Raw genomic sequence first — 25,563 nt, forward strand, 5'->3', positions numbered from 1 at the left:
ATGCAAATTTGCATAATATTGCAAAAACTATTTTTCGAAACATGTTAAAGGAGAAACGCTTCTCTTATATCCTGGCCAAGTTGCAGGATAAGCAGCAGGTAGGCTTTGCAGAACTGAGCAATGAACTGCAAGTGTCGGAGGATACTGTCCGGCGAGACATTGATATCTTGTCGAATAATGGTTTGTTGATGAAAGTAAGGGGAGGAGCTATCCCTCGCTCGCATAACCCACTGACATTCAAGGAACGGATCAGTTATCTGAAAGACGATAAGGAGGTAATTGCATTGAAGGCCCAGTCGCTGATCAGGAGCGGGCAAACGATATTTCTGGATGGTGGTACCTCTGTTTTTACCCTCGTTTCACTGCTTCCGACCGATATCAAGCTTACTGTCATTACGAATAACACGGCCATTATTCCTGCGCTTTCCGCTTACCCGGGTATCAAGTTGATCCTGCTTGGCGGGATTTATTTCAGGGAGTCGGAAACGATCGTGGGGACGCAGGCTATCAAAATGGTAATGAATTTCCAGGCGGACCTGTACTTCATGGGAGTGTGCGCGCTGGACGTGAACAAGGGTGTTACCGCGAGCTATATGGAAGAGGCTGAGCTGAAACAAGCAATGCTGCAAAACTCCGGCAGTGCAGTCGCATTAAGCACCTTCGAAAAGCTCGAAACTTTCGAGAGTTACCGGGTATGTGCCATCGCTGATCTCCAATGCATTATCACAGAACTCGACGCAGAAGATCCTAAGTTGCTGCCCTTCCGGGCAGAGGGTGTTAAAGTTCTTTAGCCAAAAAGCGGCTACTGTATCCCTACAATAGCCGCTTTGGTTCAATGCAAATACTGCACTAGATATTCTTCTTCTTACTCTCTTTAACCGCAAAATCAACCGCGCGGGCGGTGAGCGCCATGTAGGTGAGTGACGGGTTCACGCAGGAAGCCGACGTCATTGAAGCGCCGTCCGTTACAAACACGTTTTTCACAGCGTGCAGCTGGTTGTTTCCGTTCAGGACAGAAGTCTTCGGGTCGCGTCCCATTCTGGCTGTGCCCATTTCGTGGATCGCCATTCCGAGGTACGAGCCGTTATCGTAGGTTTTTACATCTTTAAGTCCTGATCTTTCAAGCATTTCCGCCGCATCGTTCATCATATCTACCCGCATCTTCTTCTCATTCTCGCGAAGTTCTGCGTCAAATACTACAGTCGGGATACCGAACTTATCTTTTTTCTCTTTGCTGAGGTACATGTGGTTTTCGTGGTATGGGAGTGTCTCGCCAAAGCCGCCGAAGCCCATTGTCCAGCTTCCCGGTGTGGTCAGCTCTTCTTTGAAATCAGCTCCGAATGCAAGTTCTGCCACATTGCGCTGCCATCCCTGACGACCGCCGCCGCCCTGGTAGCCAAACCCACGCAGATAATCGCGTTTGTCGGATCCGATATTGCGGTAACGCGGTACATAAATACCATTTGCGCGCCGTCCGAAGTAATATTTATCAAGGTCGCCTTCCCAAACACCGCTTGCGCCTGTCCGGAAATGATGGTCCATCAAATTGTGTCCAAGTTCGCCGGAATCGTTACCCATTCCATTTGGAAAACGGTCGGAAGTAGAATTCAGCAACAATGCAGCCGAAGCAATTGCGCTGGCGCAGACGAAGATAAGTCCTGCGAAATACTCTCTTTCCTGCAATGTTTTGGTATCAACAACCCGCACGCCGGTGGCTCTTCCGCCTGCCTTTTTGCCGTCGTACATAATCTCCTTCACCGCCGAATCAGGCCGGAGTGTTAACAAGCCTGTTTTTACTGCCGGAGGCAATGTGCTGGATTGTGTACTGAAATAGGCGCCATAAGGACAGCCATAAGAGCAGCGGTTTCGGTACTGGCACGGAGACCGGCCTCCTTCGAGCTGGATTTTAGTCGCTTGCGAAAGGTTTGCTACGCGGCCGATTGTCATGGTGCGTCCGGGGAATTCCTTTTCGAGGCGTTTTCTTACCTCTTTTTCCACAAAATACATGTCCATTGGCGGGAGGAACTCGCTATCCGGCAACTGTGGCAATCCCAGCTTTTCTCCTGAAATACCCACGTGCTTCTCAACATAAGAGTACCATGGTGCAATGTCTTTATAGCGGATCGGCCAGTCCACTGCAATACCTTCCTTCAAGTTGGCCTCGAAATCAATGTCGCTGAGCCGGTATGATTGTCTGCCCCACATGATAGACTTCCCGCCGACGATGTCCGGACGGAACCAGTCGAAGCGCTTTTTCTCTTCGTAAGGTGCGTCCATGTCGTTCATCCAGTACTTCTCGGTATTTTCATTGTAGGGATAGTCGCGGGAGAGGAACGGGTGCGTTTCTTTTTGTTTTACGGTCAAACGGCCGTTGTACTTGGTTTCCCAGGGCGCTTTCAATGCGTTTTCGTAACCTGTGATGTGTTCCAGGTTCTTCCCCTTTTCAAGCATCAGCACTTTAAGTCCCTTCTCAGTAAGCTCTTTTGCGGCCCAGCCGCCGGATACGCCCGAACCGATCACGATTGCGTCGTAGGTGTTTTCTTTTAATGCGTCAATATTAAGATTCGCCATTTTGATAGTTTTAGCAGGGTTTTGGATTATAGTGCCCAGCTTTTCTGACCTTTTGGCATTTGCCAGGAGCCATCAAAGCGACCAGGGATCGGCAGGTAATCGAGCGCCTGTGTAGCACCGATCTCGGATGTGAAATAACCAGTCACAGTCAGTCCTTTCATTTGCAAGAAGAAAGGCTTGTCAGCCACAGTAGTTTTCCTGATGATCTCATTCTTCTGCGATTGATCGAGAGAAACAAAGCCTTTATTGTAAGTCTGCTTACTCAATGCATCAACCTGGTCGAGGCCGGCATAAAACTTCTTCTGCTCATCAATGGCGTAACAATCCTGCAAAACGCGAGTTATAAATTTGTCTGCACCGGCCGCCTTGGCGCCGGGAGTGCTGGTTGTGGGAATAATTACGTCAGCAACTTCTGCCAGAAGTGCTTCCTGGCTTTCTGTTATGGAAATAGAAGGGCCAAAATTCAACTTTTCCCCCATGATCCCGGCCATTAAAGGGGCCGAGAGGGTTCCTCCCAACAGGAAGGTTATTTTCTGAACAGCTTCTCTACGGTTCATGGATTGGGTTTGATATAGTGAAATACGAAAAGGTATAATCGATCTTTAAATATAACACGGATCTGTATTCAAACTATCAAAATCGGACAGGAATGATGCAAATTCCCGATTGTTCATCCAAGAGTGCCGGTTGCTCATCAAATATTTAAAGGTCGAATTTGCCGTAGCATATTTGAATCATATTCTAGGCCTTTCTAGATCGCCGATCTCCCCGGTCGGCATATGACTGAAAAGGTTAAGTAATAGAGGAACGTTGAGTAAATAATGCAAATAACTTCTCTGAGATTTCAGGGAAGTTATTTTTTTGCCCAATATGGAAGTCGAAGTGTTCTCGGTTAAAGGTCTAACGTGGCGATTCCGGTGCAACTTCGCAGGATTACTTAGAGCATAATCACCCGCTTTGGTCGGCTCGGATCATATTTTATATTGATTCTCGCGCCGATCCGCAATGCGGCCAGCTCTGAAACCTGCGCCCACCGGTCCAGTTCAATCACATAATTTCTCTTCTTTTTTGGCTCCACCTGCAACCGTAGCCTGATTTTTGCAACCGGTCCGCTTTGCTCCGCATTGAGCATCTCAACATCCAGGATCGTAGCAGCCGACTCCTCACCATGAGCTGCGAGATCGCGCTTGCATTGCCTGATTTGACGTGTCCGGATCAATTTCAACCAGGTTAAGATCCCAAAGACAATAATGACCGGCAGTAAGAAAGTTTGCATAATTTTAATTTAATTGAGCGCAGCTCAATTAAGGTTAGCGCGAAGGCTTTCGCAAACGCGATTATTCAAAGGCAGAGCAGCAATGAGCGATCGAAATAAGTTAGTAGCTGTTTGTAGTATATGTTCGATTTAGTAGAATGCAAGTAATTATTGGTCATAAACAAACGTGAATATGGAATACAGAAAATTAGGCGCATCGGGCTTGAAAGTGCCTGTCCTGAGCTTTGGTACCGGTACTTTTGGCGGGGGAGGGGATTTCTTCAAAGCCTGGGGGAACACGCAGGTGGACGAGGCTAAGCAGCTGGTCGGCTTATGCATGGATGCGGGTCTCAACTTTTTTGACACCGCCAATGTGTACTCGCAGGGAGCCGCCGAGGAAATTCTCGGTAAAGCGATCATCGGAATGCGCGACCAAATTCTCCTTTCAACAAAGGCTACCTTCAAAATGGGAAGCAAGCCCAACGATTTTGGTTCGTCCAGGTTCCATTTGGTGAGAGCTTGTGAAGACAGCCTGCGCCGCTTGCAGACGGACTATATCGACATTTACCATATGCACGGTTTCGACGGCGTGACGCCTGTTGAGGAAACATTAAGCGCATTGGACGATCTCGTTCGTGCGGGGAAAATCAGATATATAGCGTGTTCCAATTTCTCGGGCTGGCATTTGATGAAATCGCTGACGGTGTCAGAAAGGTATGGATGGTCGAGGTACGTTGCGCACCAGGCACATTATTCATTGCTGAGCCGGGAGTTTGAATGGGAGCTGATGCCGCTGGCTCTGGATCAAAATGTAGGTACGATCGTCTGGAGTCCGCTTTCTGCCGGTCGGCTCGGGGGCAAGTACCGCCGCAATCAGCCCATTCCCGCGGACGGTCGCATTGCGCAGGGCGGAGGAGAAGGCCCGGCTGTTCCAGAGGAATTTTTCTTCAATCTGATTGACGTACTTGATGAAGTGGCGGCTGAGACTGGAAAAACGGTTGCGCAAGTTGCATTGAACTGGCTTTTGCAGCGCCCAACCGTAAGCAACATCGTGATCGGCGCGAGAAATGAAGAACAATTGAAACAGAACTTAGGTGCAATTGGCTGGAATCTCACATTGGAGCAGGTGAAAAAGCTGGACGCGGCAAGTGAGAAAGCGCCCGTGTACCCGTACTGGCACCAGCGGAAGAACCCCGATCTCAATCCGTTACCCGATTTTTACAGTCGTTTTAACCGGGGCTAGCGCCTCATTGTTTCTGTAATTCGGGGATAAAGAGCTTGTGCTGAATGGCGTACACGATCAGGTCTGTGGTGCGTTTGACCTTCATTTTGTCCATCACACTGCGGTGGTAATACTGTACGGTATGCACGCTGAGTTTAAGGTCATATGCGATTTCCTTAATCGTGTGGCCGCTGCACACTCTTTGCAATACTTCATTTTCCCGGGGCGACAGGTGAAAAGCAAGCTGCTCGCCGGCAAACACGCTATTGATCAGCATATCCTTCAATGCTCCGCTGATAAATTGTTTGCCGGCTGCTACCGCCCGTATGCATTCATTAAATTCTTCAAATAAGGTGTAGCTGGATAATACACCATGCGCCCCACGCTTGATCAAGCCTTTGATCGTGTGAATGTCAGGTACATCACAGAGCACGACCACTTTCATCTGTTCCATTGAAGTTGATTTACATTCTTCCAGCAAGTCGCGACCTTCCTCGTCCATGATGGACAGGTTCAGGATTGCTACGTCAGGGCACTCGTCTGTTATTTCTTGTAAAAAGTCGGCTCCGGCTATATAGGTGTTTACACTATACGCCGGATTTTGTAGTAGCAGGTTTTTCAGCGAGTCAACTAGTAGTAGGTTTTCGTCTACAAGAGCAATTCTCATAAGGTATGTCGGATTGTAATCAAGCTTTCGCTTCAAGCCTTTCGCAAGTGCCTGTCAGTTTACTTCTCATAGCATAAAGAGGACTTCTAAATGCATTTAATGTGTATATACGATTTAAATAAAGCTAAATACCATCATCTTACCTCATTTTTTCTTCAGAATAAAACAATCTGTAAGGGAAAGCACGCCTGTACTGTCGAAAGTGATTAATTGCTTTGTAGCTTAAATTTATTTGATATCTACTATAAACAGCTGGTAAACGTATAGTAATAATATGCGGGTTTAATTTGAGCTAATTATGGATAAATTTGCACGTAACTCGTATTTGTAGGCCGCAAATAGTTTGACTTAGTAGCACTTATTTTATCCATCAACTCAAAACGTATCATCATTTAACTAAAATCCTCATAGAGAATACTTTACATCCCCATAATAGCTCCCGGTACACCCACCTTTTTTGCCAGGCTTAAAAATCAGATACTGTATTCGACGCAGTTGGCTGGGCAAAAGAGTGGTACAGTGAATCGCCCGGTTTAAATGTAAGGTCCAAGTGTTGACGACTCTGGGCTCTCAGACCTTCTATGTCCAAACACGAACCTTCACTTACTCACATTGGCTTGCCGGCAGCCTGGTTCCTGAGCTTGTTTTCGACTGCGGTGCTTTCTGGAAATGCCATTTACTCATATTCAAAACTTAATTGAAACCTTATGAAACAATCTATTACGCAAACTTTAATCAACAGAAGACGGGTCGGATGGCTGACTTCCGCTCTTCTGATGATCTTATCGCTTTCGGCAATAAATAAGTCTTTCGCACAGATCTATGCGAATTCCGACGCACGTTCCGGAACCTATGACTGTAATGGAGTCACAGGTTGTGGAAATTCAAGCGTTACCGCCGCAGGTTCAGCACGCGACGGATCCGATTCTGATGCCTCTATCGCAACGCTATTCTCAAGAAAGACAGTTTTGGAGCTTGGAGGTGCAGGAAGCGCATTCATCGTTTTGCGATTTCCGGATAGTCAGCTACCGACTCCCGGGAAAACAGTTTATGTAAAAGTAGACTTGCCACAGGTAACAGGCCTGGTTACGGGGGTGCTTGGCGTTGTAGGCTTATTTGAAAACAACCGTATTACAGCTCAGCTACTTACCGGTGCTACTAACAATGCCAACGGTACTCCGGTCGCAACCGGCACAACCCGCTTGGTAACCGATGCAACTGGCACTAACTATTACATTGCCGTTACGCCAGCCAGCAACAGCAGCAGCTTCAATGCAGTGCGGATCAACGTAGATGCACAGCCATTGGATATTGTGTCTACACTGACATTGAATGTATACAATGCGTTCTACTACCAGGATGGCGTGGAGGATGCTTGTACAAGACCTGCATTCGCGTCTTTGGGTGAGGTATCTGGTACATTGAATGTAAGTTTGGGCAACGTGGTAAGCTCATCTCAGAATGCAATCGATAACAGCCTTATCACTTCCTCGACGATCGGCGGCGGCGGAGTAAACATTGGCGCGTTGAGCTCACTTTCTCAAACGATCTACTATAAAAAGTCCTCACCTGCTACTGAGCGGGCAGTTGTTTATCTTTCTTTTCCTCGCTCATTAGTAGATGTGAATCTATTGCAAGGTATTTCCTTACAAGCATTTAGCGGTGACGAAAGTGCTGGTCCCGAGTCGGGCCTGGGCTCGTTGCTGAGCGCCAATGTACTGAGTCTGATTACTGTAAACGGTATTGGGCCAAATACGGTTATCCCATTCTATTATACGCCAAGCAGTTCTTTCGACAGGATTCGCATCAGTCTAAATAATACGGTGGACGCTTCTGTGCTGGGTTCTAGTGGTATTCAGGTGTTTGGTGCGGGAGTGGTTCCGCAAAAACCTACTTTGAGCCAATCTCTTGTATATCAGTTTGAAGGTGCAACACCCAATGTTACTGCGACTGCCTCCAATGGAGGGGCGATATTCTGGGAGGGAGCACTTCCGGCGCGCACGAGGCTGTCAGACACACCCGGCGCTGCATTCCCGGTTCCAGTGAATGCCAACGGTTCTTTCGTGGCGGTAGCTGCCCAGGGAGCAGGATGCTTGTACACTTCTGATTCTACAAGATTGACTGTGATTGTTCTCAGAGACGTGTCTACTACCATTCCAACCGGGGTAGGCTCAGAAGCATTCCCGAACGGGGCTGCCATAGTGGCAACATCTGTGGGAAATACAGTTTCCTATGCTGCCGCAACCGGTCTGCCCGCCGGAATTACGTTTAATACTACCACTGGCGCGCTGACTGCGTCAGGAACACTGCCGGATGTGGCAGTTACAACCTTTTACAATGTGGAAGTTGGATTATTTGTAAATGGCCAGCCAACCGGTCTCACTTTGACCAAAACGATCACCATTGATCCATTACTAAGGATTCCCGGCGGAGTATTCCCTTTCGTTTCTACTAATGAGACAACGTACGCAAGGAACATTTCTGAATCACTAAATGATAATGGAAACGGATCAGCATCAGGCGGAAAAACCGGTTCTACACTGAAATATTCGTTGAACCCACCTACCGCCAGAGTAGCGGCTGCGCCCGGAACATTCACAATTTCAGAGGATGGTGTTTTGAGCGGAAACCCGCAAGCTGCTGGTGAAGGTACTTATGAATTCACAATCTATGTGACTGATGACGAGCAAGTAAGGCAGGCTCAGTACATCCTCAGAATTACTACTCCGCTGCCTGTTACACTGGCGAGCTTCAACGCTGCCGCAGAAGGCACTACCGCTTCACTTAGCTGGTCCACGTCAGAAGAGTCCAACAGCGACCGGTTCGATGTTGAGCGCAGCCAGAATGGCAAGGTTTGGTCGAAAATCGGGTCTGTAAAGTCGGGCCAGGAAAGTAGAAATGTGAAGTACTACAACTTCTCTGACAATATGCCTGCTGGCGGGATTAATTACTACCGCCTGAAAATGGTCGACCTTGACGAGACTTTCACTTACAGCCAGATTAAGGAAGTGAAATTCGGAACCACTGCATTTGTATCCCCAAATCCGGTGAGGTCAGGAGAGGCACTGAAAATCACGCTGGCTGACTGGTCAAAAGTGAAGCAGGTGCAAGTAATTAATGCAAATGGTAAAACAGTTTTCGAATCAGCCAATGCATTTTCTGCTGATATCAGCACCACGAATTTGTCTGCGGGCTCTTACATTGTCAAAGTAATCCAGATCGACGGCAATGTCTCAACCCACAGATTTGTAAAACAGTAGCCCTGTCAACACGATACACATTCAAACCGCTGAGTTTTCTCAGCGGTTTGTTTTTTTTATAAGCCGGACCACTTCAATGCACTCGAATATATTTGACAGCAACGATATATACATATATTTGCGCTGTAAGTTTTTGTACAACGTAGCCTAGTTATCGCACCTTTATGCCCGGAAGAAAAAGCAAAAGACGTAAATGGAAAAAAGCGGCCATTGTCGTACTTAAATGGGTCAGCGCTATTTTGCCGGTTTGCGCATTTATCTACATTCTTTACTACTATAAGCAACTCGATTTCCTAAAAGAAAAAAAGGAGACTGTTTCAAAAACGGAGGTGATCTCCAACTCCGACTCGCTGGAAACATTTTCCAACAACGCGAAGGAGGCGCTTCTCAAAAACATCGCAATTCAAAATAATGAGTGGCACTCGGTAGGTGGCGTTGCTATCCACAGTATGACAATTGTGAATGGGACCAACAAAAAACTGTCGAGCGTAGATGTGGAATTCAAGTACCTTTCCGAAACGCAGACAGTAGTTACGTCCAAGATCGTCAACATCAAAGCAGCTGTTGCGCCTGGTAAGTCGCACAAGGTTTCCGATGTAAGCGTGGGTTATGTGAATAACAGCGTTGTGGGTTGTGACACGCGGGTTGCGAACGCCAAATTTTAGTAGAAGTTGTGGTGTAAATTCCTCAAATTCATACCGTAACGACGAAAGTAGCCTGGTATGATATTTTCATTTTTTAGTTCAGTAGTATAAGAGAACCTGACTAAAAACTTGAAAATTATGGCACAGCTACTTCAAAACTTTTACCTGATACTTCCGTATCTCTTCTTTGTGTTATTGCTGGTTGCCGGCGGAGTGGGAGTGTGGTTGATAGCACAACTGAAAAAAGGTAGCCACTACCAGAACTACTCAGTTGGAGACAGGCTCTTCATGAAGCGCAACGCTTCCCGCCTGAGAAAAATGCAGTTGAATTAATAGTTACTTCCTATAAAGAAAAACATCCCGGATGCAAAGTATCCGGGATGTTTGATTTTACTCAACGTTATTGAAAACCATCGCTGGCTTTCGAGGTCGAAATTAATGATTTCTTAATTGAAAACCGAGGATTTTCGAGGAAACAATTATATAATTTGCTGTTTCTTAAAATTATGGTTTTCAGGCCGGATCCAGGACAAGCGCCTCGATAAACTTCTTTAAATCAGTTGCCGAATATTGCAGCTTCTCCGCCTTCTCATACTCCGAAAAAACAGATAACATTCTGTTGTATTTAATCATTGATGTGCTTTTGTGAGATTTTAGCTGGCGACCTTTGTACTCGCCATGCTGATCCATGCGGTCTACCAGATAGGACATCATATAATAATGCATTCCGCTGTCCTCGTCGAAGCCTTCAAATTCCAGGGAAGAAAGGTCAAGTGTTTCCTTGTCCTCGTCTGTGAGCAGGCGAATGGAGTCATTGATCCTGCCGTACATTTTCATAATGTCGGAAATCTCGTTGTACACGCTGATCGGAACTTCTTCATAAAGTGTGTTGAATACTTTCGGGTAAAGACCAGTGTAGCCTTTTTTAAGTATTTCTATGCGTCTTTCATTGATATCCTTCTCGGCTTCGTCGCCGAGGATCGACAAAATCTTACACTGATTGATGAGTAGCTGGCGTTGCAGCAGAGGGATGCTTTCAGGGATCATTATATGAGGTAGCTATAGTATTGCGAGCAAGTTAATGGCAAAATGTATTAAAAGATATGAGATAAATCAACCGCCGCTCAGAAATTTCAGGCAATGCACGCATCTTTGTATTTAATCTTACTCGATATTCCCTAAGCTTACCTTTTGATCATGGAAACTACTGAGAGACCATTGCCGGAAAGACGCGATTCGCTGGACGAAAATGCAAGTTTGCCTCCTACCGAAAACGAGCTTGCCGAATATGTGGCCAGGGTTGAAACAGAAGAAAACATTCAAAAGCTCGCCAGGAAGCTATCTCAGGAATGGAACGAAGAAAATGAAACCGCTCACAAGCCGGACCTTTCCTATGCCAGGTTCGAAGAAAAGCGCAGGAGCGCCTCAGATCAGTAATCGTACCAGTCGCCCCACCAGTTTTGCAGTTTTTTCCGGATTTCCTCTTCACGCGCATTTCTGCCGGGCTCGAAGAATTTGCTGCCTTTGATTTCGTCGGGTAAGAAGTTTTGTTTCGCAAAATTTCCCTCGAACTCGTGCGCGTATTTATAATCCTTTCCATAACCAATCTGCTTCATCAGCTTGGTAGGTGCATTGCGTAAATGCAGTGGAACGGGTAAATGCGCCGTTTTCTCGGCGACTTGCATTGCTGCTGAAATGGCAGTGTAGCTTGCATTGCTCTTCGGCGAGGTTGCGAGGTAAATCGCCACCTGCGACAGGATAATCCGGCATTCAGGGTAGCCGATTACATTGACCGCCTGCATGCATTCATTTGCCATAATGATAGCGGTCGGATTGGCATTGCCGATATCTTCGGAGGCTAGGATGAGCATCCGTCGGGCAATAAAAGCCGGGTCTTCGCCCGCTACAATCATCCGCGCCATCCAGTAAAGCGCCCCATTCGGGTCGCTGCCGCGCAGGGACTTGATGAATGCAGAGATTATATCATAATGCTGCTCTCCCGATTTATCATATCGCGCGATGTTCTGCTGTGCAACTTCCACCACCCATTCGTCTGTGATTTCAATCTCTGTTGCTTCGCCTTTTCCGAGTACTACCAGTTCGAGCAGGTTCAGCAGTTTTCTACCGTCACCGCCCGACAGCCTGAAAAGCGCATCATACGATTCAAACTTAATGTTCTTTTCGCTGAGCCACTTGTCCTTTTCCAGTGCGCGTTTGATCAGGTTTTTCAATTCTTCTTCTCCAAATGCTTCGAGAATGTAAACCTGGCAGCGGGAAAGCAAAGCCGAATTGATCTCGAAGGAAGGATTTTCGGTCGTCGCTCCGATTAAGGTTACCTGTCCTTTTTCAACTGCTCCCAGCAATGCGTCCTGCTGGCTTTTGTTGTAGCGGTGTATTTCATCAATAAACAAGATAGCAGGAAAGAGGCCCGAAGGCCGCGCCAGTACCTCGCGCAGGTCTTTTACCCCCGAACTAATCGCACTCAGGTTATAGAACTGTCGCTTCGTAGTTTCCGCAATAAGTAGCGCCAGCGTGGTTTTGCCGACACCTGGTGGTCCCCAGAAAATCATGGAAGGAATTGCATTTTGTAAAATGGCCCGGCGAAGTGGTCCTTTTGGACCGAGCAATTTCTCCTGACCAACAAAATCGTCCAAAGTTCTGGGGCGCAAACGTTCTGCAAGCGGTGTGCTCAAAAGCGACATTCAGGTGTATTTAGTTTGTTTATAGTACCCATATCAACAAAAAAAGCGTGGCTAAGTTCGCCACGCTTCTCATCACAAATAGTAAAAAAGCTTAGAATGTAAGCCTGTCAAGTGTCATTTGTTTTTTGAGGTTACCCAATGCGCCAAAGACAAGATTGTACACCGACTGGATGTTAATTTTCATCAGATCGGCAATCTCGTGGTTGTTCAGGTTCATATAAAATTTCAGGAAGATCGCCTCGCGCTGGCGGCGGGGAAGTCCATTGATCGCCACGTTCAGGTGCTGGTTGGTCGATTCAAATTCTTCTTCTGAGATCAGGTGATTTTCGTGGGAAGGTGTGTTGATATGCCAGTACTCAACGGGAATATCTTCATTGCTGGTGTGTTTCTGCTGTGCATTCAGGTGGCGCACCAATTTACGCTTGATAGACGCCATCAGGTAGAACCGAACGGAAGTGGTATCACCCAGCGTAGCCCGGTTTCTCCATAGTTCAACAAACAGGTCGTGAATGCAATCTTTAATTAAAGGTTTGTCAATGGTAAACTGTGAACAATACTGGTAAAGAATGTGAACGTAAGAGCGGTACAGGCATGCATAAGCATTTTCATCGCCTTTTCTGAATTGATCCCAAAAACAGAGTTCTTCTTCTTGCTTGTAGCGTAGGTGAGCCATTGTTTGGAAAGGATTTTGATTGGGGTTAGGAATTGAAATGTAATAATAAGGGTCATTATAACACTTGTAAATATATTTATAAAAAAACGTATTTAAAAAATATTTTCATCAGAAAATTATATTTCAAAGTTTAATGTTGCTATTTCGCAATTTTTGTAACTTATCGAACACTTAATGGTACAAAATTGAAGTTTTTACCATCAAAAAGCCCTTTATCACTCAATTTCAAAGCTGGTATCACCAGCAGCGCCATAAACGAAAGGCTCATAAACGGCGACTTCAGGGTAGATTCTAGCTTATTCTTTACAAACTGATCTATCTCCGTGTAAGCAGCTGCGACCTGATAGCCATCTTTGTCGCTCATCAAACCTGCAATCGGTAGCGCGAGCAGCTTTTCCTCACCCAATCCAACAGCAGAAACGCCTCCTCGTGCTGCAATGATCAGGTTTACTGCTTTTGCGATCGCTTCATCGCTGGTGCCCACCACGATAATATTATGTGAATCGTGGGCGACTGAGGATGCGATCGCACCTGTTTTAAGGCCGAAATTCTTAATGAATGCAACAGCCGGCTTCGAATCAGAATAGCGGTTTACAACAGCTATTTTCAATATATCCTGATCAGGATCAATGGATATCTGCCCGCCTTTAACCTTCACAGTCGCATTCAGTTCTCCGGTAATCAACTGACCATCAAACACCTCTATTACCCTTACTTCTGTTTCGTTTTCTCTTTCGCTTTCGGCCGGCAAACCAAATTCCTCCGCATTTTTTAAGCTGCATTCGAAATGGTTTGGATGTGCGCTTCGCAGGTCAGGAATGAGCGTGTTGCCGCCTTTTGCCACCATTTCCCCGTTGATCCAGGTTTCCAGAATGTGGAAGTCAGTCAGGTTATTTACCAATATAAAGTCAGCAGGATCGCCGGATTTCAATAGACCTACTGGTAGGCTGTAATGCAGTACCGGGTTAATGCAGGCTGCTGAAAGCACATTCCACAAGTCATAGCCCAGTGAAAGTGCACGTTTTACCAATACATTAATATGTCCTTCCACCAGATTATCCGGGTGTTTATCGTCGGAGCAGAACATGATGTGCTGCGGGAATTCTGCGATCAGCGGGATCAATGCGTCGAAGTTGCGGGCTGCACTTCCTTCACGGATCAGGATTTTGACGCCATAGTCAATTTTCTCACGTGCCTCTTCATACGTAAAGCATTCATGGTCAGTGCTGATGCCGTTTGCCGCATATTTTTTTGCATCATCTCCACGTAGTCCGGGCGCGTGTCCGTCTATTACCTTATTATAATGTTTGGCCCACGCGATCTTCTGCATCATATCCGGATCTTCGTTCAGGACGCCCGGAAAATTCATTACCTCTGCCAGATACCCGATCTCCGGCTTGGCAAGCAGCGCGCCGACTTGCGCCGCGTCGATCGTCGCGCCGGCAGTTTCAAAAGCGGTAGCCGGAACACAGGAAGGCGCGCCGAAACAGAATTTGAATGGAATCCGCTTACCATCTTCAACCATAAAATCAACGCCGGGCAAGCCCAGTACATTGGCGATCTCATGCGGGTCCGAAACCGTTGCCACGGTACCATGCACTACAGCCAGCCGGGCAAACTGCGCAGGTGTGAGCATGGAGCTTTCTATATGTACATGCGCGTCTGTAAACCCGGGCATCGCGTAGGGGAGTTGCGGATCTTCACCGCCAGTCTTTTCAATGCGCGCTATGTTGCAGCCTGTAATTTCCAGTTCGGCGGCGTAAATAGTTTTCTCTTGTATATCAACAATATTGACCTTCATCATGCGGGATTAAGCGTGGTAAGATGTCCTGAAATCGGGATTTTTCTGAATTCTTTCTGGTACTGCATCGGACTTTTTCCGATGTGCAGCTTAAAGTACTTATTGAAATTGGCAAAGTTGTTAAAGCCGCTCTCAAAACAAACCTGGGCAATTGGCAGCTTGGCTTCTGAAAGTAGTTTGCAGGCGTGACCAATGCGCAATTCGAGTAAGAATTGTGAATACGTTTTCCTGCTCCGGCTCTTGAAATAGCGGCAAAATGAATGCGGACTAATGTTCGCAACCTCTGAAATCTCCTCGATGGAGATCTTTTTTTGAAAGTTGCTGAGAGAGTACTGATAGATGTTGTTGATCCTGTCGGTATCGAACTGATCGTAATCGTGAAGGTAAGGCGTGTCTGTCAGCAGCTCCACGCCGGTACAATGCGACAGCCTTTCGAGGATTTGCAGTAATGCAATAATGGAATTCCCATTGGTCTGGTTCAAAAGATCTTTCAGCAGCTTTTTGACAGTCTGGGTACCCGCGCCGGATATTTTCATCCCCAATCTTGCCTTTACAAGAAGTTCTGAAATGGACTTGTTCTCGGGCAGGTCAAGAAATGATTTGCCAAAAATATCTTCGGAGAAATGCACAACAGTAGCCTGTGCATACAGCTGACTTTCACGGTCGAAGTACTTTTCATCACATCGCCAGTAATGCGGCAGGTTTGGTCCGATCAGCAGCAGGTCACCGTTTTGGAAGCTGCTGATGTTATCACCAACAAACTGGGTGCCAGAACCTTGCTCGATGTGGATCAGTTCAAGTTCGGGGTGATAATGCCAGCGGTTATAAAAGTACAGTACCACATCCTGGCGAATGCTGAAAGACTTTTGCAAACCTCTGGGTACTTTAAGCAGCTGTGGTTTCACTAATATTTACAAGAATGGCGTGTAAATTGAATATATATGCCAATATAGTTGAATAATTTGCTACGATATTCATTTCTGATATTGATATATTATGTTGTTTTGTTGATACATTCCAATATCATCCACCATCCTGATCTGTATTAATAATCGTTAATTATGGCTTCACAGCTTTTAAAAATACATCCTTCTGATAATGTTATAGTTGCTCTCCGCGATTTGCCGGCCGGCTCTGAGGTTACCCTGGACGGCGCAGATTATGGTCTGCAATATGGTGTTTCGGCCAAGCATAAGTTTGTTACGGAAGACATCGAGACCGGAGGCGCTATCATTATGTATGGTGTGCTCGTGGGCCGCGCGACGCAGCCTATTAAAAAGGGAGAGCCTATTACCACTTTTAATCTCAAACACGACGCACACGATTACAGTACCGCCAAGCGCCAGCCTTATTCCTACACGCAACCCGATGTAAGTAAGTGGGTTAATCGTACTTTCAACGGATATCATCGCGAAGATGGACGCGTTGGTACCTACAATTACTGGCTCGTGCTGCCGCTGGTTTTTTGTGAAAACCGCAATGTGCTGATCATGAAGGATGCATTTGAGCGGGAGCTGGGTTATGCGCAAACAGACATTTATCGTGATCAGGTAAGGGAATTCCTGCATTTGTACCAACAAGGCGATATGCGCAGGATCAAGAGTCTTGAACCTTTCATAGATGCGCCGGTGCAAGCCAAGAAAAAGCCCGAGCGCCCGTTTGCGAATGTGGATGGAGTCAAATTCCCTACCCACGAAGGCGGCTGCGGTGGTACCCGCTTCGATGCCAATACATTATGCGCGCTGTTCGCCGCTTATGCGGTACATCCCAATGTAGCTGGTATCACTGTACTGAGTCTCGGCTGCCAGAACTCGGAGCTGAAAACTTTGGAAGACGAGATTAAAAAACGTGATTCGCAATTCAACAAACCGTTCTTTGCATTTGAACACCAGAAAGGAACCGAGTACTCGCTTATGTCGGGTGCAATCAAGGAGACTTTCATGGGATTGACCAAAATCAATGAATTCGAAAGATCGCCTGCGCCATTGTCCAAATTGTCTGTTGGACTGAAATGCGGCGGCTCTGATGGATTTTCAGGAATTTCCGCAAACCCGGTGCTCGGGCATTTGTCTGATCTTGTTGTTGGACTGAATGGCCAGACTTTGCTGGCAGAATTTCCTGAGCTGAACGGGGTAGAGCAGGAGCTGCTGAACCGTTGTGTGACAGAGGAAAAAGCAGCGAAATTCGAAAAGTTAATGCGTGACTATGCAGGCAAAGCCGAAGCAGTGGGTTCTGCATTCGCATTTAACCCTTCGCCTGGTAATATCAAAGATGGGTTGATTACTGACGCGATTAAGTCAGCCGGAGCTGCTCGCAAGGGTGGCAATGCCTATATTTCAGATGTGTTGAACTACACGGAAAGAGCTACGGAAGCTGGGTTGCAGCTGGTTTGCACACCTGGTAACGACGTGGAAGCAACCACCGGACAAACCGCAGCAGGCGCGAATATCATCCTTTTTACAACCGGGCTCGGAACGCCGACAGGTAACCCGATCTGCCCGGTGGCAAAAGTTGCTACCAACTCGGCATTGGCCAACAGAATGCCGGATGTGATCGACTTCGACTGCGGACCTGTTGTGGACGGAACGCAAACGATCGAGCAGAATGCGGAAGCCTTGCTGGAATATGTGATCCATGTAGCAAGTGGCGAGCTTACCAAGGCGCAGCAACTCGGTCAGGATGATTTTATTCCTTGGAAAAGAGGCGTCTCGCTTTGATCATTGATTTGATCCAAAAAACAGGAAAGCAGGGTAAATATCCAGATTAGGGGCCTTTTTCTTTTATATTAATACTAAATGCATGTTTGATTTAAGTGGAAAAACAGCGCTTGTAACAGGAGGCGCAAGCGGTATCGGGTTAGCGATTTCGCGGACTTTCGCCAAGCAGGGTGCCACAGTTCATATCCTGGAACTGAACATTGACCTGGCCAAACAGATTGCAAGCGAGCTTGTTGCCGATGGCGGAAAAGCAGAAGCACACGCGGTGGATATTTCCAAACAGGCAGATGTGGTGAATGTGATCAATGCAATTGCAGCCCATTCTCCGATCCATATTCTTGTCAATAATGCGGGTATCGCGCACATTGGAAAAGCAGATACAACTTCTGAAATCGACTTCGACCGGATTATGAACGTCAATGTAAAAGGCGTTTACAATTGCCTGATGGCGACTATCCCGCATTTGAAAGCGAATGGCGGCGGTGTGATCCTGAATATGGCTTCGATCGCGGCGACAGTCGGGATTCCGGATCGTTTTGCTTATTCCACTGCCAAAGGAGCGGTTTACTCCATGACCTTATCCGTTGCGCGCGACTATCTCGCAGAAGGTATACGCTGCAACAGCATTTCCCCGGCGCGCGTGCACACGCCGTTTGTAGACGGATTTATTGCAAAGAATTATCCGGGTAAAGAAGAAGAAATGTTTGAAAAACTATCAAAAACCCAGCCAATCGGAAGAATGGCGAAACCAGAAGAAATCGGCGCCCTGGCACTATATCTCTGCTCCGACGAAGCCGGCTTTATTACAGGCTGTGATTATTTGATAGATGGGGGATTTGAGAAGTTGAATAATTAGGAGAACCTCGGCTGTCGGCGATCGGCTGTCGGCTGCTTCTGAATGTCAAGGCAATCCCAAATTGTAATTGAAGCGATAAAAAAAGCCGGCTGCCGATAGTCGAAGTAAAAACAATGTACCTAAAAAGGCCGACTGCCGATAGCCGAAAGCCGAGGTAAAAAATAATCTAACTCAAAAAAGGCCGACAGCCAACAGCTGAAAGCCGAAGTATAAATTATGAAACTATTCCGATTTGGAGCTTTTGAACAGGAGAAGCCGGGTGTTGAACTGGCAGACGGTACAAAACTGGATATATCCGCGTTTGGCGAGGATTACAATGAAAAGTTCTTTGCTACAGGTGGCATTGATCGACTGGCGGAGTGGCTTGGAGCCAATGCTTCGGCTTGTTCGACTGTGGAAGATGGCTTCCGTTACGGATCCTGCATTGCGCGTCCTTCCAAAATTGTCTGCATTGGAATGAACTACGCCAAGCACGCCTACGAATCAGGCGCAACGGAATTGCCGAAAGAGCCAATTGTATTCTTTAAATCTACCTCAGCCTTATGCGGGCCATTTGATCAGGTGATCATTCCCCGGAATTCTGAAAAGACTGACTGGGAAGTAGAGCTGGCTGTGATTATCGGCAAAAAGGCGAGTTATGTGGAGGAAGTGAATGCGCTTGAATATGTAGCCGGCTATGCTGTGCACAACGACTACTCTGAGCGTGCATTCCAAATGGAGCGCGGCGGCCAGTGGGTGAAAGGAAAGAGTAACGATACTTTCGCGCCGCTCGGACCTTATCTCGTAACAAGCGATGAAGTAGGAAATGCTAATAACCTGGATCTTTGGTTGAGCCTGAACGGTGAAAAAATCCAGGACAGCAATACTTCCGATATGATATTCCAGGTACCATTCCTGATCAGCTACCTCAGTCAATTCATGACATTGCTGCCGGGCGATGTGATCACAACAGGTACCCCCGCCGGTGTGGGACTTGGTATGAAGCCGCAGGTTTACCTCAAACCCGGCGATGTAGTAGAGCTGGGCATTGAGAAGCTGGGCAACCAGAAGCAGGAAGCCGTAGCTTGGAGTAGGAGTCAATTATAGTCACTTGTGGTCATTTGTAGTCATTAGGTCATTAGTAGTTCTTAGAGTTGATTGTGAAATGCAAATAACAATACCTGACACCCATGACTATTAATGACAATCAATGACCAAAAAAGGTCCAATAATATAAAATCAATGACAATAGATAGTCACCAGCATTTCTGGGTTTTTGATGAAGAAAGAGACTCCTGGATTACGCCGCAAATGGCCGCGATCCGGAAGAATTTTTTACCGGAAAATCTCTGGCCGGTGCTCCGGCAGAATGGGGTAAATGGCTGTGTGGCTGTGCAGGCCGCTTCAAGCGATTCAGAAACCGAATTTCTGCTTCAACTCGCCGAAGCCAATGATTTTATCAAAGGGGTCGTAGGCTGGGTCGATCTGTTTTCGTCCGATTTATACCGGAAGCTCGAAAGGTACTCGCAGTTTGAAAAGCTTAGAGGATTTCGCCACGTGGCACAGGGACAGCCGGAAGGTTTTTTACTCCAACCTGATTTCATCAAAGGTGTAGGTCAGCTCGTTGCATTTGACTTTACTTATGACATTCTCATTTACCAGGATCAGCTGAAAGAAGCCTTCAATTTTGCGGTGAAGCTGCCTAATGTTCGTTTCGTGCTTGATCATATCGCCAAACCGAAAATCAAAAACGGCGAGCTTAAACCCTGGGCCGATGATATACGTGCCCTCGCAGAACTGCCCAATGTAAGTTGCAAAGTTTCAGGAATGGTCACAGAAGCCGACCTGAGCAACTGGGAGAAAGCTGATTTCAGGCCCTATCTGGATACGGTCTTCGAAGCATTCGGTACCGAGCGGCTGATGTTTGGTTCTGACTGGCCGGTGTGTTTGCTGGCAGCGGAATATGAGGGCGTTAAAGGAATCTTGACAGATTACCTGAGCATGTTTTCCGATGCGGAAGTGCGGCAGGTAATGGGAAAGAATGCGATAGATTTTTACCACCTGGATATTTAAATAAGAAGAAATGAAAAGGTACTGTCTTGCTGTCGACCTGGTTAACGATCCTGTGATGATCAGTGAGTATGTAGCTTATCACAAGCAGCTCAGGCCAGAGATAGAAAAAAGTATCAGAGACGCAGGCATCACACAGATGGAAATTTTCCGGCTCGGCGACAGGTTATTCATGATCATGGAAACGGAAGATGATTTCAGTTTTGAGAACAAAGCCCAAATGGATGCGGCGAATGCCAAAGTTCAGGAATGGGAGCAATTGATGTGGAAATACCAGAAAGCGCTGCCCCAGGCAAAACCTGGCGAAAAGTGGGTATTGATGGAGAAAATTTTTGCCCTCGAACCATAGGAAGTTTTGTGAACCAGATTCGAACAGTTTGAGCAGATTAGGCTATATTTTACTGATTGCACTTATTTCATGCAGCTTATCGGCCTCGCAGCCGCGCCGCACAACGGAGGTGAAAGTAATGAGCTTCAATATCCGGCACGGACTTAATCTGAAAGACGAGTCGAACCTGAGGGATATTCTCAAAATTATCTCCGATCACAAACCTGACCTGATTGCATTGCAGGCTGTCGACAGTTTGGTAGATAAAGGGAAAACGCAGTTTCAGCTCCGGCAGATCGCCGTACAAACCGGAATGCATTACCTGTACGGAGAGGCGGACCGATCGGAAAACGGATCGCAGGGGGTGGGGATATTGTCCAGGTGGACGTTTGAAAACTCGCAGTCCATTGCATTGCCCACCACGCAAGGCGCAGATCCGAAAGTGCTGCTGTGCGGGCTCGTGAATCCGACGAAAGGACTTACGTTCCGGATGTGCAGCTCGCGGCTGGAATATGCCTCAGTAATGGACCGGGCTTTGCAGGCTGCCTATATTAACCAGATGCTGGTCAACAGCATTCAACCTGTGCTGATCGGAATGGATATGGGCGCTCGTCCCAATGAACAGCCTTACTTTTCCTTCCGTAAAAACTGGCAGGATGCGGCACAAGGTTCGCAATTGCAGACCTGGAATGAAGGATTACCGGGCGACAGGCTCGATTATATTTTCGCATTACTGAATAACAGAGTACGCGTTAAGAACTATAAAGTGCTGCGAAACTATCCCGAAGTTTCCGATCACTATCCTATCCTTGCCACCATTGAATTTTGGTAAAATGAATTACTCAAGCCTCAAAATCGGATTATTTATTCCCTGTTACGTCGATCAGTTTTATCCGCAGGTGGGTATCGCCACGCTTGAACTGCTGGAAAAGCTGGGCTGCCGGGTTACTTTCCCGCTCAACCAGACTTGTTGCGGCCAACCGATGGCCAACTCGGGTTTTGAGCATCTTTCAAGATCCTGCGATAACCTGTTTTTCGACCAGTTTTCACAATGCGATTACGTGGTTTCCCCATCGGGAAGCTGTGCGCTGCACGTTAAAGAACATTTAAAGGCCGATAACCGCGCCGATGAGTCAAAGGTGTTACGCAAGAAAGTGTACGAACTGGTTGAGTTCATTACTGATATCCTGAAAATAGAACATATCGAAGCGGAGTTTCCTTACCGCGTCGGACTGCACCAGGGTTGCCACGGGCAGCGGGGATTATATCTTTCGCAAATGTCGGAGCTTAATGCAGAGCCATTCTCAAAACCCGTTTCATTATTGCGGCAGGTAAAAGGATTGGAGCTGATCGATCTCGACCGCACCGATGAATGCTGCGGTTTCGGCGGAACGTTTTGTGTAAGTGAAGAAGCGGTGTCGGTTAAAATGGGCAAAGACAGAGTTGCGGACCACATCAGGCACCATGCTGAATTCATTACCGGCTCGGATATGAGCTGCCTAATGCATTTGAGTGGGATTTTGAAGCGAAGCAACTCCAAAGTACAGGTAAAGCATATCGCGGAAATTTTGAACAGTGCTGTAAAACAAATACCGGAACCCATCGCGTGAGTCCCGGTATTTTACAAAGTTTACGGATGTGCTCCGCGCCTGTTCAGAATCTGAGAAGAGCCTCGTTAGTTGATTGAAGAAACAACGCGGCTCGTTGTAGTCAAAATGTCAAACGATTGTGAAGCTTTCTCTTTTCCGTCCGTGATTTCGAAGGTATAAGTACCATCCATCAGGGTAGACAAATCGAAATACTTCAGATAGCTGTTGTCAATGCGTTTGTTTTCTGAGAAAAGTACATTGTTTTCAGTATCCAGAATGCGTACTGAAACATTCTTTGAAACTGGATTATTATATGAAACGCGGAATTGCATTGGTTTAATCTGCAGAATAGTCAGTTTGTCAGAAGCTGACTTCGTATTTTCAGCAGAAACGATGTTGTCCTGTGCGATAGAATTAAAAGCAGAACCCGATAGTAGCAAGCCAGTCAAGGCTGCGATGATAAGAGTGTTTTTGGTTTTCATAGGAGTGAAAATTTTAATGTGTCTAAAAAAAGTTAAACTAAACTTTGTTTGAGACTCCGATGCCCCGATCGAAAAACTTTGTGGTTCAAAAGTATAAGATATTGCAATACAATAAAATAGCTTTTTTTGGAGATTTTAAAAGTTGTTTGTTAAACAATTTGCAAACTTGAAATAGTACAACGAATGTGAAAAGTACAATTCTTATTCTTTTAAAAGTACTATTACTAAATTGTTAAGGTAATTATGTCTAACACAATCACAGCACATTCCGAAGCCTCGGAAGTTTTCAATCGCGACGAATCGTATGTTGACTGGCACGACGAAACACTCTGGTTTGTGCGCCAGAAGCGGGATAAATCGTCTAAGCTGCTACCGGAATGGGAGCAGCTTCGCGAAGCTGCATCCGGCATTAAGAACTACGTTTTGTCTCATATGGATGAGCTGCTGATCAGTTTCGAGCAAAAGGCAAAAGAGAACGGCGTGCATGTGCATTGGGCCGCGAATGCTGCGGAACATAATGAAATAGTGCTGGGCCTGCTGAGAAATCACGGCATTACCAAAATGGTAAAAAGCAAGTCCATGCTGACCGAGGAATGCCTCATGAATGAATTCCTGGTAAACAATGGCATTGAAGTGATCGATACCGATCTGGGTGAGCGCATTGTTCAGCTGAGGAAAGAGCCGCCGAGCCACATCGTACTGCCCGCTATTCACCTGAAAAAGAAAGATATAGGTGACCTCTTTCACGAACATCTTGGCACAGAAGCAGGCGCAACCGACCCGCAGTACCTGACGGAAGCCGCGAGGCAACATTTGCGCGACAAATTCCTGACGCGAAGGGCTGCATTGACAGGCGTTAACTTCGCCATTGCCGAAACCGGCGGATTTGTTGTCGCTACCAATGAAGGAAATGCGGACATGGGCGCGCACCTGGCCGAGATTCATATTGCTTCCATGGGTTTCGAGAAAATTATTCCGAAGCAGGAGCATCTTGGCGTGTTTTTGAGATTACTCGCAAGAAGCGCAACCGGCCAGCCTGTCACTACTTATAATAGTCATTTCAAAAAGCCGCGCGAAGGACAGGAAATGCACATTATAATTGTTGACAATGGACGCACCACCCAGCTGGGGCGTGAAGATTTTCGTAATTCGCTTAAATGCATTCGGTGCGGCGCCTGCATGAATACCTGTCCGGTATATCGGCGGAGTGGGGGGCACAGCTACCATAATGCAGTTGCCGGCCCCATCGGTTCGATACTGGCTCCCAACCTCGATATGACGAAGAATGCAGATCTTCCGTTTGCGAGTACATTATGCGGAAGCTGCTCCAATGTATGTCCGGTGAAAATTGATATCCACGATCAGCTTTATAAATGGAGGCAGGTACTGGCAAAAGCCGGCCACGTGCCGCAGTCGAAAGGTTTGGGCATCCGAGCAATGTCAATGGTATTGTCGCAGCCGCGGTTTTATCAATGGTCCGGCAGGCTGGGCCGCTCGGTCATGCGTACCATACCATTTGTTGTAAATAACGGATTGAATCCCTGGTATAAACAACGCGATATGCCCGAAGCACCCAAAGAGAGTTTCAGAGACTGGTACATCCGCAACCGCAGAGAATAATGGGTACAAGAGAACAAATCCTGGAAAAGATCCGCCTGAACAAGCCGGGGCCGATTGCGTTGCCGGAACAGATACGGTTTGCCAGTTTTTTCGAAAGCACGGAAAGCAAGTTTATCGAAACGCTGCAATCGGTTTATACGGAAGTTATTATTGTAAAGAATGCACAGGAGCTTGCCGAGAAGGCAGAGGAGCTTTACGCAGGTGTTGTAAACCGCGCGACCAACATTCCGCAGCTGGGTTCCTGGGCTGATTTTAGCTTGAATGTAACCGATCCGCATGAACTCGAACTGATCGAGATCGCAATCCTGAAAGCAGAATTTGGTGTAGCGGAGAATGGGGCAGTGTGGATTTCAGACCGGCACCTGCAACATCGGGTACTGCCTTTTATCACACAAAATCTGGCACTTGCTATTCCTCGCTCGGCTATTGTCAACAATATGCACGATGCTTACGAGCGGCTTACCGACACCACTGGCTGGGGGTGCTTTATCGCAGGTCCTTCCAAAACGGCCGATATCGAGCAATCGCTGGTAATCGGCGCGCACGGCGCTCGGAGTATGGTTATTTTCCTGATTGAAGAAGAATAGGTATGGAAAAGGAAATCGAGCTTCGGCTTTTTCAGAGAAGCATGGCCAGTGACCTGGCGCGGCTGGCAGATAACCCGAAAGTATCGGCCCACGTGCGGGATAATTTTCCTTATCCATATACTATAGCCGACGCCCATTATTGGATTGATATGTGCAGCAATGTGAATAGCAACGCATTTCAGCGGGCAGTTTTCGTAGAGGGCGAGTTTGCAGGCGGGATTGGCGTAGTGCGGCAGGAGGACATTTACCGGAACAATGCAGAAATCGGCTACTGGCTTGGCGAACCTTTCTGGGGGCGTAATATCATGACAGCGGCATTGAGGGAAATGACTGCGTGGATCTTTGAGAATACCTCTATTACAAGGTTGTTTGCTGGTGTTTTTGAATCCAATGCTGCATCCATGCGTGTACTGGAAAAAGCGGGTTATGAGCTGGAAGCTGTTCACCGTAAAGCAATTATTAAAAATGGCCAGGTGCTCGACGAACACTTGTACGTGAAGCTGGCCTGAGCAGTTATTTCTTTTTCTCCAAAAACTTTCA

26 protein-coding genes are annotated in these 25,563 nt (G+C 46.8%); 16 read left to right on the forward strand and 10 right to left on the reverse strand.

Annotated features, from left to right (window positions below; genetic code table 11):
• Positions 1-41 precede the first annotated feature (41 nt).
• The gene (locus tag Q369_RS0109385; protein WP_031527547.1) at positions 42-791 is read left to right on the forward strand and encodes a DeoR/GlpR family DNA-binding transcription regulator; all 750 of its coding nucleotides are present in this window, start codon (positions 42-44) and stop codon (positions 789-791) included.
• A gap of 58 nt (positions 792-849) precedes the next feature.
• Here the strand turns inward: Q369_RS0109385 and Q369_RS0109390 are convergent, their stop codons facing one another.
• The 3 genes from Q369_RS0109390 to Q369_RS0109400 form a co-directional block, all read right to left on the reverse strand.
• Positions 850-2,571, reverse strand: a complete 1,722-nt coding sequence (locus Q369_RS0109390) for a GMC oxidoreductase (protein WP_031527548.1) — start codon at positions 2,569-2,571, stop codon at positions 850-852.
• Between the two features lie 26 nt (positions 2,572-2,597).
• Positions 2,598-3,128: a gluconate 2-dehydrogenase subunit 3 family protein gene (locus Q369_RS0109395; protein ID WP_031527549.1), complete on the reverse strand. Its 531-nt coding sequence runs from the start codon at positions 3,126-3,128 to the stop codon at positions 2,598-2,600.
• A gap of 380 nt (positions 3,129-3,508) precedes the next feature.
• Positions 3,509-3,847, reverse strand: coding sequence for a DUF3592 domain-containing protein (locus Q369_RS0109400; protein ID WP_031527550.1), 339 nt, complete (start codon positions 3,845-3,847; stop codon positions 3,509-3,511).
• A 172-nt stretch (positions 3,848-4,019) separates the two neighbouring features.
• On the opposite strand from Q369_RS0109400, the gene Q369_RS0109405 reads away from it, so the two are divergent.
• Positions 4,020-5,069: an aldo/keto reductase gene (locus Q369_RS0109405; RefSeq protein ID WP_031527551.1), complete on the forward strand. Its 1,050-nt coding sequence runs from the start codon at positions 4,020-4,022 to the stop codon at positions 5,067-5,069.
• A gap of 4 nt (positions 5,070-5,073) precedes the next feature.
• Here the strand turns inward: Q369_RS0109405 and Q369_RS0109410 are convergent, their stop codons facing one another.
• Positions 5,074-5,715, reverse strand: coding sequence for a LuxR C-terminal-related transcriptional regulator (locus Q369_RS0109410; protein ID WP_031527552.1), 642 nt, complete (start codon positions 5,713-5,715; stop codon positions 5,074-5,076).
• Between the two features lie 707 nt (positions 5,716-6,422).
• On the opposite strand from Q369_RS0109410, the gene Q369_RS28305 reads away from it, so the two are divergent.
• The 3 genes from Q369_RS28305 (at position 6,423) to Q369_RS0109425 (ending at position 9,952) form a co-directional block, all read left to right on the forward strand.
• Positions 6,423-8,975 carry a T9SS type A sorting domain-containing protein gene (locus tag Q369_RS28305; RefSeq protein ID WP_051663991.1) on the forward strand — a complete coding sequence of 851 codons (2,553 nt, stop codon included), beginning with the start codon at positions 6,423-6,425 and terminating at the stop codon, positions 8,973-8,975.
• 164 nt (positions 8,976-9,139) lie between these two features.
• Positions 9,140-9,640 carry a hypothetical protein gene (locus tag Q369_RS0109420; protein WP_031527554.1) on the forward strand — a complete coding sequence of 167 codons (501 nt, stop codon included), beginning with the start codon at positions 9,140-9,142 and terminating at the stop codon, positions 9,638-9,640.
• Between the two features lie 117 nt (positions 9,641-9,757).
• Positions 9,758-9,952 carry a hypothetical protein gene (locus Q369_RS0109425; RefSeq protein ID WP_031527555.1) on the forward strand — a complete coding sequence of 65 codons (195 nt, stop codon included), beginning with the start codon at positions 9,758-9,760 and terminating at the stop codon, positions 9,950-9,952.
• A gap of 180 nt (positions 9,953-10,132) precedes the next feature.
• On the opposite strand, the gene Q369_RS0109430 is transcribed toward Q369_RS0109425, so the two are convergent.
• Positions 10,133-10,666: a YfbU family protein gene (locus tag Q369_RS0109430; RefSeq protein WP_031527556.1), complete on the reverse strand. Its 534-nt coding sequence runs from the start codon at positions 10,664-10,666 to the stop codon at positions 10,133-10,135.
• Between the two features lie 150 nt (positions 10,667-10,816).
• Between Q369_RS0109430 and Q369_RS0109435 the strand changes: the two genes are divergently transcribed.
• Positions 10,817-11,056, forward strand: a complete 240-nt coding sequence (locus tag Q369_RS0109435) for a hypothetical protein (protein ID WP_031527557.1) — start codon at positions 10,817-10,819, stop codon at positions 11,054-11,056.
• On the opposite strand, the gene Q369_RS0109440 is transcribed toward Q369_RS0109435, so the two are convergent.
• From Q369_RS0109440 to Q369_RS0109455, 4 genes are all read right to left on the reverse strand, one after another.
• A complete protein-coding gene (locus tag Q369_RS0109440; RefSeq protein ID WP_031527558.1) occupies positions 11,050-12,321 on the reverse strand; it encodes a replication-associated recombination protein A in 1,272 nt (423 codons plus the stop codon). The genes Q369_RS0109435 and Q369_RS0109440 overlap by 7 nt on opposite strands.
• 91 nt (positions 12,322-12,412) lie before the next feature.
• Positions 12,413-12,994, reverse strand: coding sequence for an RNA polymerase sigma factor (locus Q369_RS0109445; protein ID WP_031527559.1), 582 nt, complete (start codon positions 12,992-12,994; stop codon positions 12,413-12,415).
• Positions 12,995-13,154: 160 nt separating this feature from the next.
• Positions 13,155-14,798, reverse strand: coding sequence for an adenine deaminase (ade, locus tag Q369_RS0109450; protein WP_031527560.1), 1,644 nt, complete (start codon positions 14,796-14,798; stop codon positions 13,155-13,157).
• On the reverse strand, positions 14,795-15,700 hold the full coding sequence (locus Q369_RS0109455; RefSeq protein ID WP_031527561.1) for an AraC family transcriptional regulator: 906 nt from the start codon (positions 15,698-15,700) through the stop codon (positions 14,795-14,797). The genes ade and Q369_RS0109455 overlap by 4 nt, the downstream gene beginning before the upstream one ends.
• 156 nt (positions 15,701-15,856) lie before the next feature.
• Here Q369_RS0109455 and Q369_RS0109460 point away from each other — a divergent pair, with 156 nt between their 5' ends.
• The 7 genes from Q369_RS0109460 (at position 15,857) to Q369_RS0109490 (ending at position 22,355) form a co-directional block, all read left to right on the forward strand.
• A complete protein-coding gene (locus tag Q369_RS0109460; RefSeq protein WP_031527562.1) occupies positions 15,857-17,512 on the forward strand; it encodes a UxaA family hydrolase in 1,656 nt (551 codons plus the stop codon).
• Between the two features lie 82 nt (positions 17,513-17,594).
• A complete protein-coding gene (locus Q369_RS0109465; protein ID WP_031527563.1) occupies positions 17,595-18,368 on the forward strand; it encodes an SDR family NAD(P)-dependent oxidoreductase in 774 nt (257 codons plus the stop codon).
• 216 nt (positions 18,369-18,584) lie between these two features.
• Positions 18,585-19,454 (forward strand): fumarylacetoacetate hydrolase family protein, encoded by an 870-nt coding sequence (locus tag Q369_RS0109470; protein ID WP_031527564.1) that lies wholly within the window; start codon positions 18,585-18,587, stop codon positions 19,452-19,454.
• A gap of 135 nt (positions 19,455-19,589) precedes the next feature.
• Positions 19,590-20,420 carry an amidohydrolase family protein gene (locus Q369_RS0109475; RefSeq protein WP_031527565.1) on the forward strand — a complete coding sequence of 277 codons (831 nt, stop codon included), beginning with the start codon at positions 19,590-19,592 and terminating at the stop codon, positions 20,418-20,420.
• Positions 20,421-20,430: 10 nt separating this feature from the next.
• Complete coding sequence (locus Q369_RS0109480) at positions 20,431-20,766, forward strand: L-rhamnose mutarotase (RefSeq protein WP_031527566.1); 336 nt, start codon at positions 20,431-20,433, stop codon at positions 20,764-20,766.
• A gap of 28 nt (positions 20,767-20,794) precedes the next feature.
• Entirely contained in the window at positions 20,795-21,577 is a 783-nt protein-coding gene (locus tag Q369_RS0109485; RefSeq protein ID WP_229206786.1) for an endonuclease/exonuclease/phosphatase family protein, read from the forward strand.
• Between the two features lies 1 nt (position 21,578).
• Positions 21,579-22,355: a (Fe-S)-binding protein gene (locus Q369_RS0109490; protein ID WP_031527568.1), complete on the forward strand. Its 777-nt coding sequence runs from the start codon at positions 21,579-21,581 to the stop codon at positions 22,353-22,355.
• A 65-nt stretch (positions 22,356-22,420) separates the two neighbouring features.
• Here the strand turns inward: Q369_RS0109490 and Q369_RS0109495 are convergent, their stop codons facing one another.
• The gene (locus Q369_RS0109495) at positions 22,421-22,816 is read right to left on the reverse strand and encodes a T9SS type A sorting domain-containing protein (protein ID WP_031527569.1); all 396 of its coding nucleotides are present in this window, start codon (positions 22,814-22,816) and stop codon (positions 22,421-22,423) included.
• Positions 22,817-23,059: 243 nt separating this feature from the next.
• Between Q369_RS0109495 and Q369_RS0109500 the strand changes: the two genes are divergently transcribed.
• From Q369_RS0109500 to Q369_RS0109510, 3 genes are read left to right on the forward strand one after another with little or no spacing between them, the layout of a single operon-like run.
• Positions 23,060-24,436, forward strand: coding sequence for a lactate utilization protein B (locus Q369_RS0109500; protein ID WP_031527570.1), 1,377 nt, complete (start codon positions 23,060-23,062; stop codon positions 24,434-24,436).
• Positions 24,436-25,023: a LutC/YkgG family protein gene (locus Q369_RS0109505; RefSeq protein ID WP_031527571.1), complete on the forward strand. Its 588-nt coding sequence runs from the start codon at positions 24,436-24,438 to the stop codon at positions 25,021-25,023. The genes Q369_RS0109500 and Q369_RS0109505 overlap by 1 nt, the downstream gene beginning before the upstream one ends.
• A gap of 2 nt (positions 25,024-25,025) precedes the next feature.
• The gene (locus Q369_RS0109510; protein ID WP_031527572.1) at positions 25,026-25,532 is read left to right on the forward strand and encodes a GNAT family N-acetyltransferase; all 507 of its coding nucleotides are present in this window, start codon (positions 25,026-25,028) and stop codon (positions 25,530-25,532) included.
• Positions 25,533-25,563: the final 31 nt, after the last annotated feature.

The sequence above is a fragment of the Dyadobacter crusticola DSM 16708 genome, assembly GCF_000701505.1.
GTDB lineage: Bacteria > Bacteroidota > Bacteroidia > Cytophagales > Spirosomataceae > Dyadobacter > Dyadobacter crusticola.

Coding starts and splice junctions, on each gene's coding strand:
- Q369_RS0109385 (WP_031527547.1), top strand. CDS start 42: ATGTTAAAGGAGAAACGCTTCTCTTATATCCTGGCCAAGTTGCAGGAT.
- Q369_RS0109390 (WP_031527548.1), bottom strand. CDS start 2,571: ATGGCGAATCTTAATATTGACGCATTAAAAGAAAACACCTACGACGCA.
- Q369_RS0109395 (WP_031527549.1), bottom strand. CDS start 3,128: ATGAACCGTAGAGAAGCTGTTCAGAAAATAACCTTCCTGTTGGGAGGA.
- Q369_RS0109400 (WP_031527550.1), bottom strand. CDS start 3,847: ATGCAAACTTTCTTACTGCCGGTCATTATTGTCTTTGGGATCTTAACC.
- Q369_RS0109405 (WP_031527551.1), top strand. CDS start 4,020: ATGGAATACAGAAAATTAGGCGCATCGGGCTTGAAAGTGCCTGTCCTG.
- Q369_RS0109410 (WP_031527552.1), bottom strand. CDS start 5,715: ATGAGAATTGCTCTTGTAGACGAAAACCTACTACTAGTTGACTCGCTG.
- Q369_RS28305 (WP_051663991.1), top strand. CDS start 6,423: ATGAAACAATCTATTACGCAAACTTTAATCAACAGAAGACGGGTCGGA.
- Q369_RS0109420 (WP_031527554.1), top strand. CDS start 9,140: ATGCCCGGAAGAAAAAGCAAAAGACGTAAATGGAAAAAAGCGGCCATT.
- Q369_RS0109425 (WP_031527555.1), top strand. CDS start 9,758: ATGGCACAGCTACTTCAAAACTTTTACCTGATACTTCCGTATCTCTTC.
- Q369_RS0109430 (WP_031527556.1), bottom strand. CDS start 10,666: ATGATCCCTGAAAGCATCCCTCTGCTGCAACGCCAGCTACTCATCAAT.
- Q369_RS0109435 (WP_031527557.1), top strand. CDS start 10,817: ATGGAAACTACTGAGAGACCATTGCCGGAAAGACGCGATTCGCTGGAC.
- Q369_RS0109440 (WP_031527558.1), bottom strand. CDS start 12,321: ATGTCGCTTTTGAGCACACCGCTTGCAGAACGTTTGCGCCCCAGAACT.
- Q369_RS0109445 (WP_031527559.1), bottom strand. CDS start 12,994: ATGGCTCACCTACGCTACAAGCAAGAAGAAGAACTCTGTTTTTGGGAT.
- ade (WP_031527560.1), bottom strand. CDS start 14,798: ATGATGAAGGTCAATATTGTTGATATACAAGAGAAAACTATTTACGCC.
- Q369_RS0109460 (WP_031527562.1), top strand. CDS start 15,857: ATGGCTTCACAGCTTTTAAAAATACATCCTTCTGATAATGTTATAGTT.
- Q369_RS0109465 (WP_031527563.1), top strand. CDS start 17,595: ATGTTTGATTTAAGTGGAAAAACAGCGCTTGTAACAGGAGGCGCAAGC.
- Q369_RS0109470 (WP_031527564.1), top strand. CDS start 18,585: ATGAAACTATTCCGATTTGGAGCTTTTGAACAGGAGAAGCCGGGTGTT.
- Q369_RS0109475 (WP_031527565.1), top strand. CDS start 19,590: ATGACAATAGATAGTCACCAGCATTTCTGGGTTTTTGATGAAGAAAGA.
- Q369_RS0109480 (WP_031527566.1), top strand. CDS start 20,431: ATGAAAAGGTACTGTCTTGCTGTCGACCTGGTTAACGATCCTGTGATG.
- Q369_RS0109490 (WP_031527568.1), top strand. CDS start 21,579: ATGAATTACTCAAGCCTCAAAATCGGATTATTTATTCCCTGTTACGTC.
- Q369_RS0109495 (WP_031527569.1), bottom strand. CDS start 22,816: ATGAAAACCAAAAACACTCTTATCATCGCAGCCTTGACTGGCTTGCTA.
- Q369_RS0109500 (WP_031527570.1), top strand. CDS start 23,060: ATGTCTAACACAATCACAGCACATTCCGAAGCCTCGGAAGTTTTCAAT.
- Q369_RS0109505 (WP_031527571.1), top strand. CDS start 24,436: ATGGGTACAAGAGAACAAATCCTGGAAAAGATCCGCCTGAACAAGCCG.
- Q369_RS0109510 (WP_031527572.1), top strand. CDS start 25,026: ATGGAAAAGGAAATCGAGCTTCGGCTTTTTCAGAGAAGCATGGCCAGT.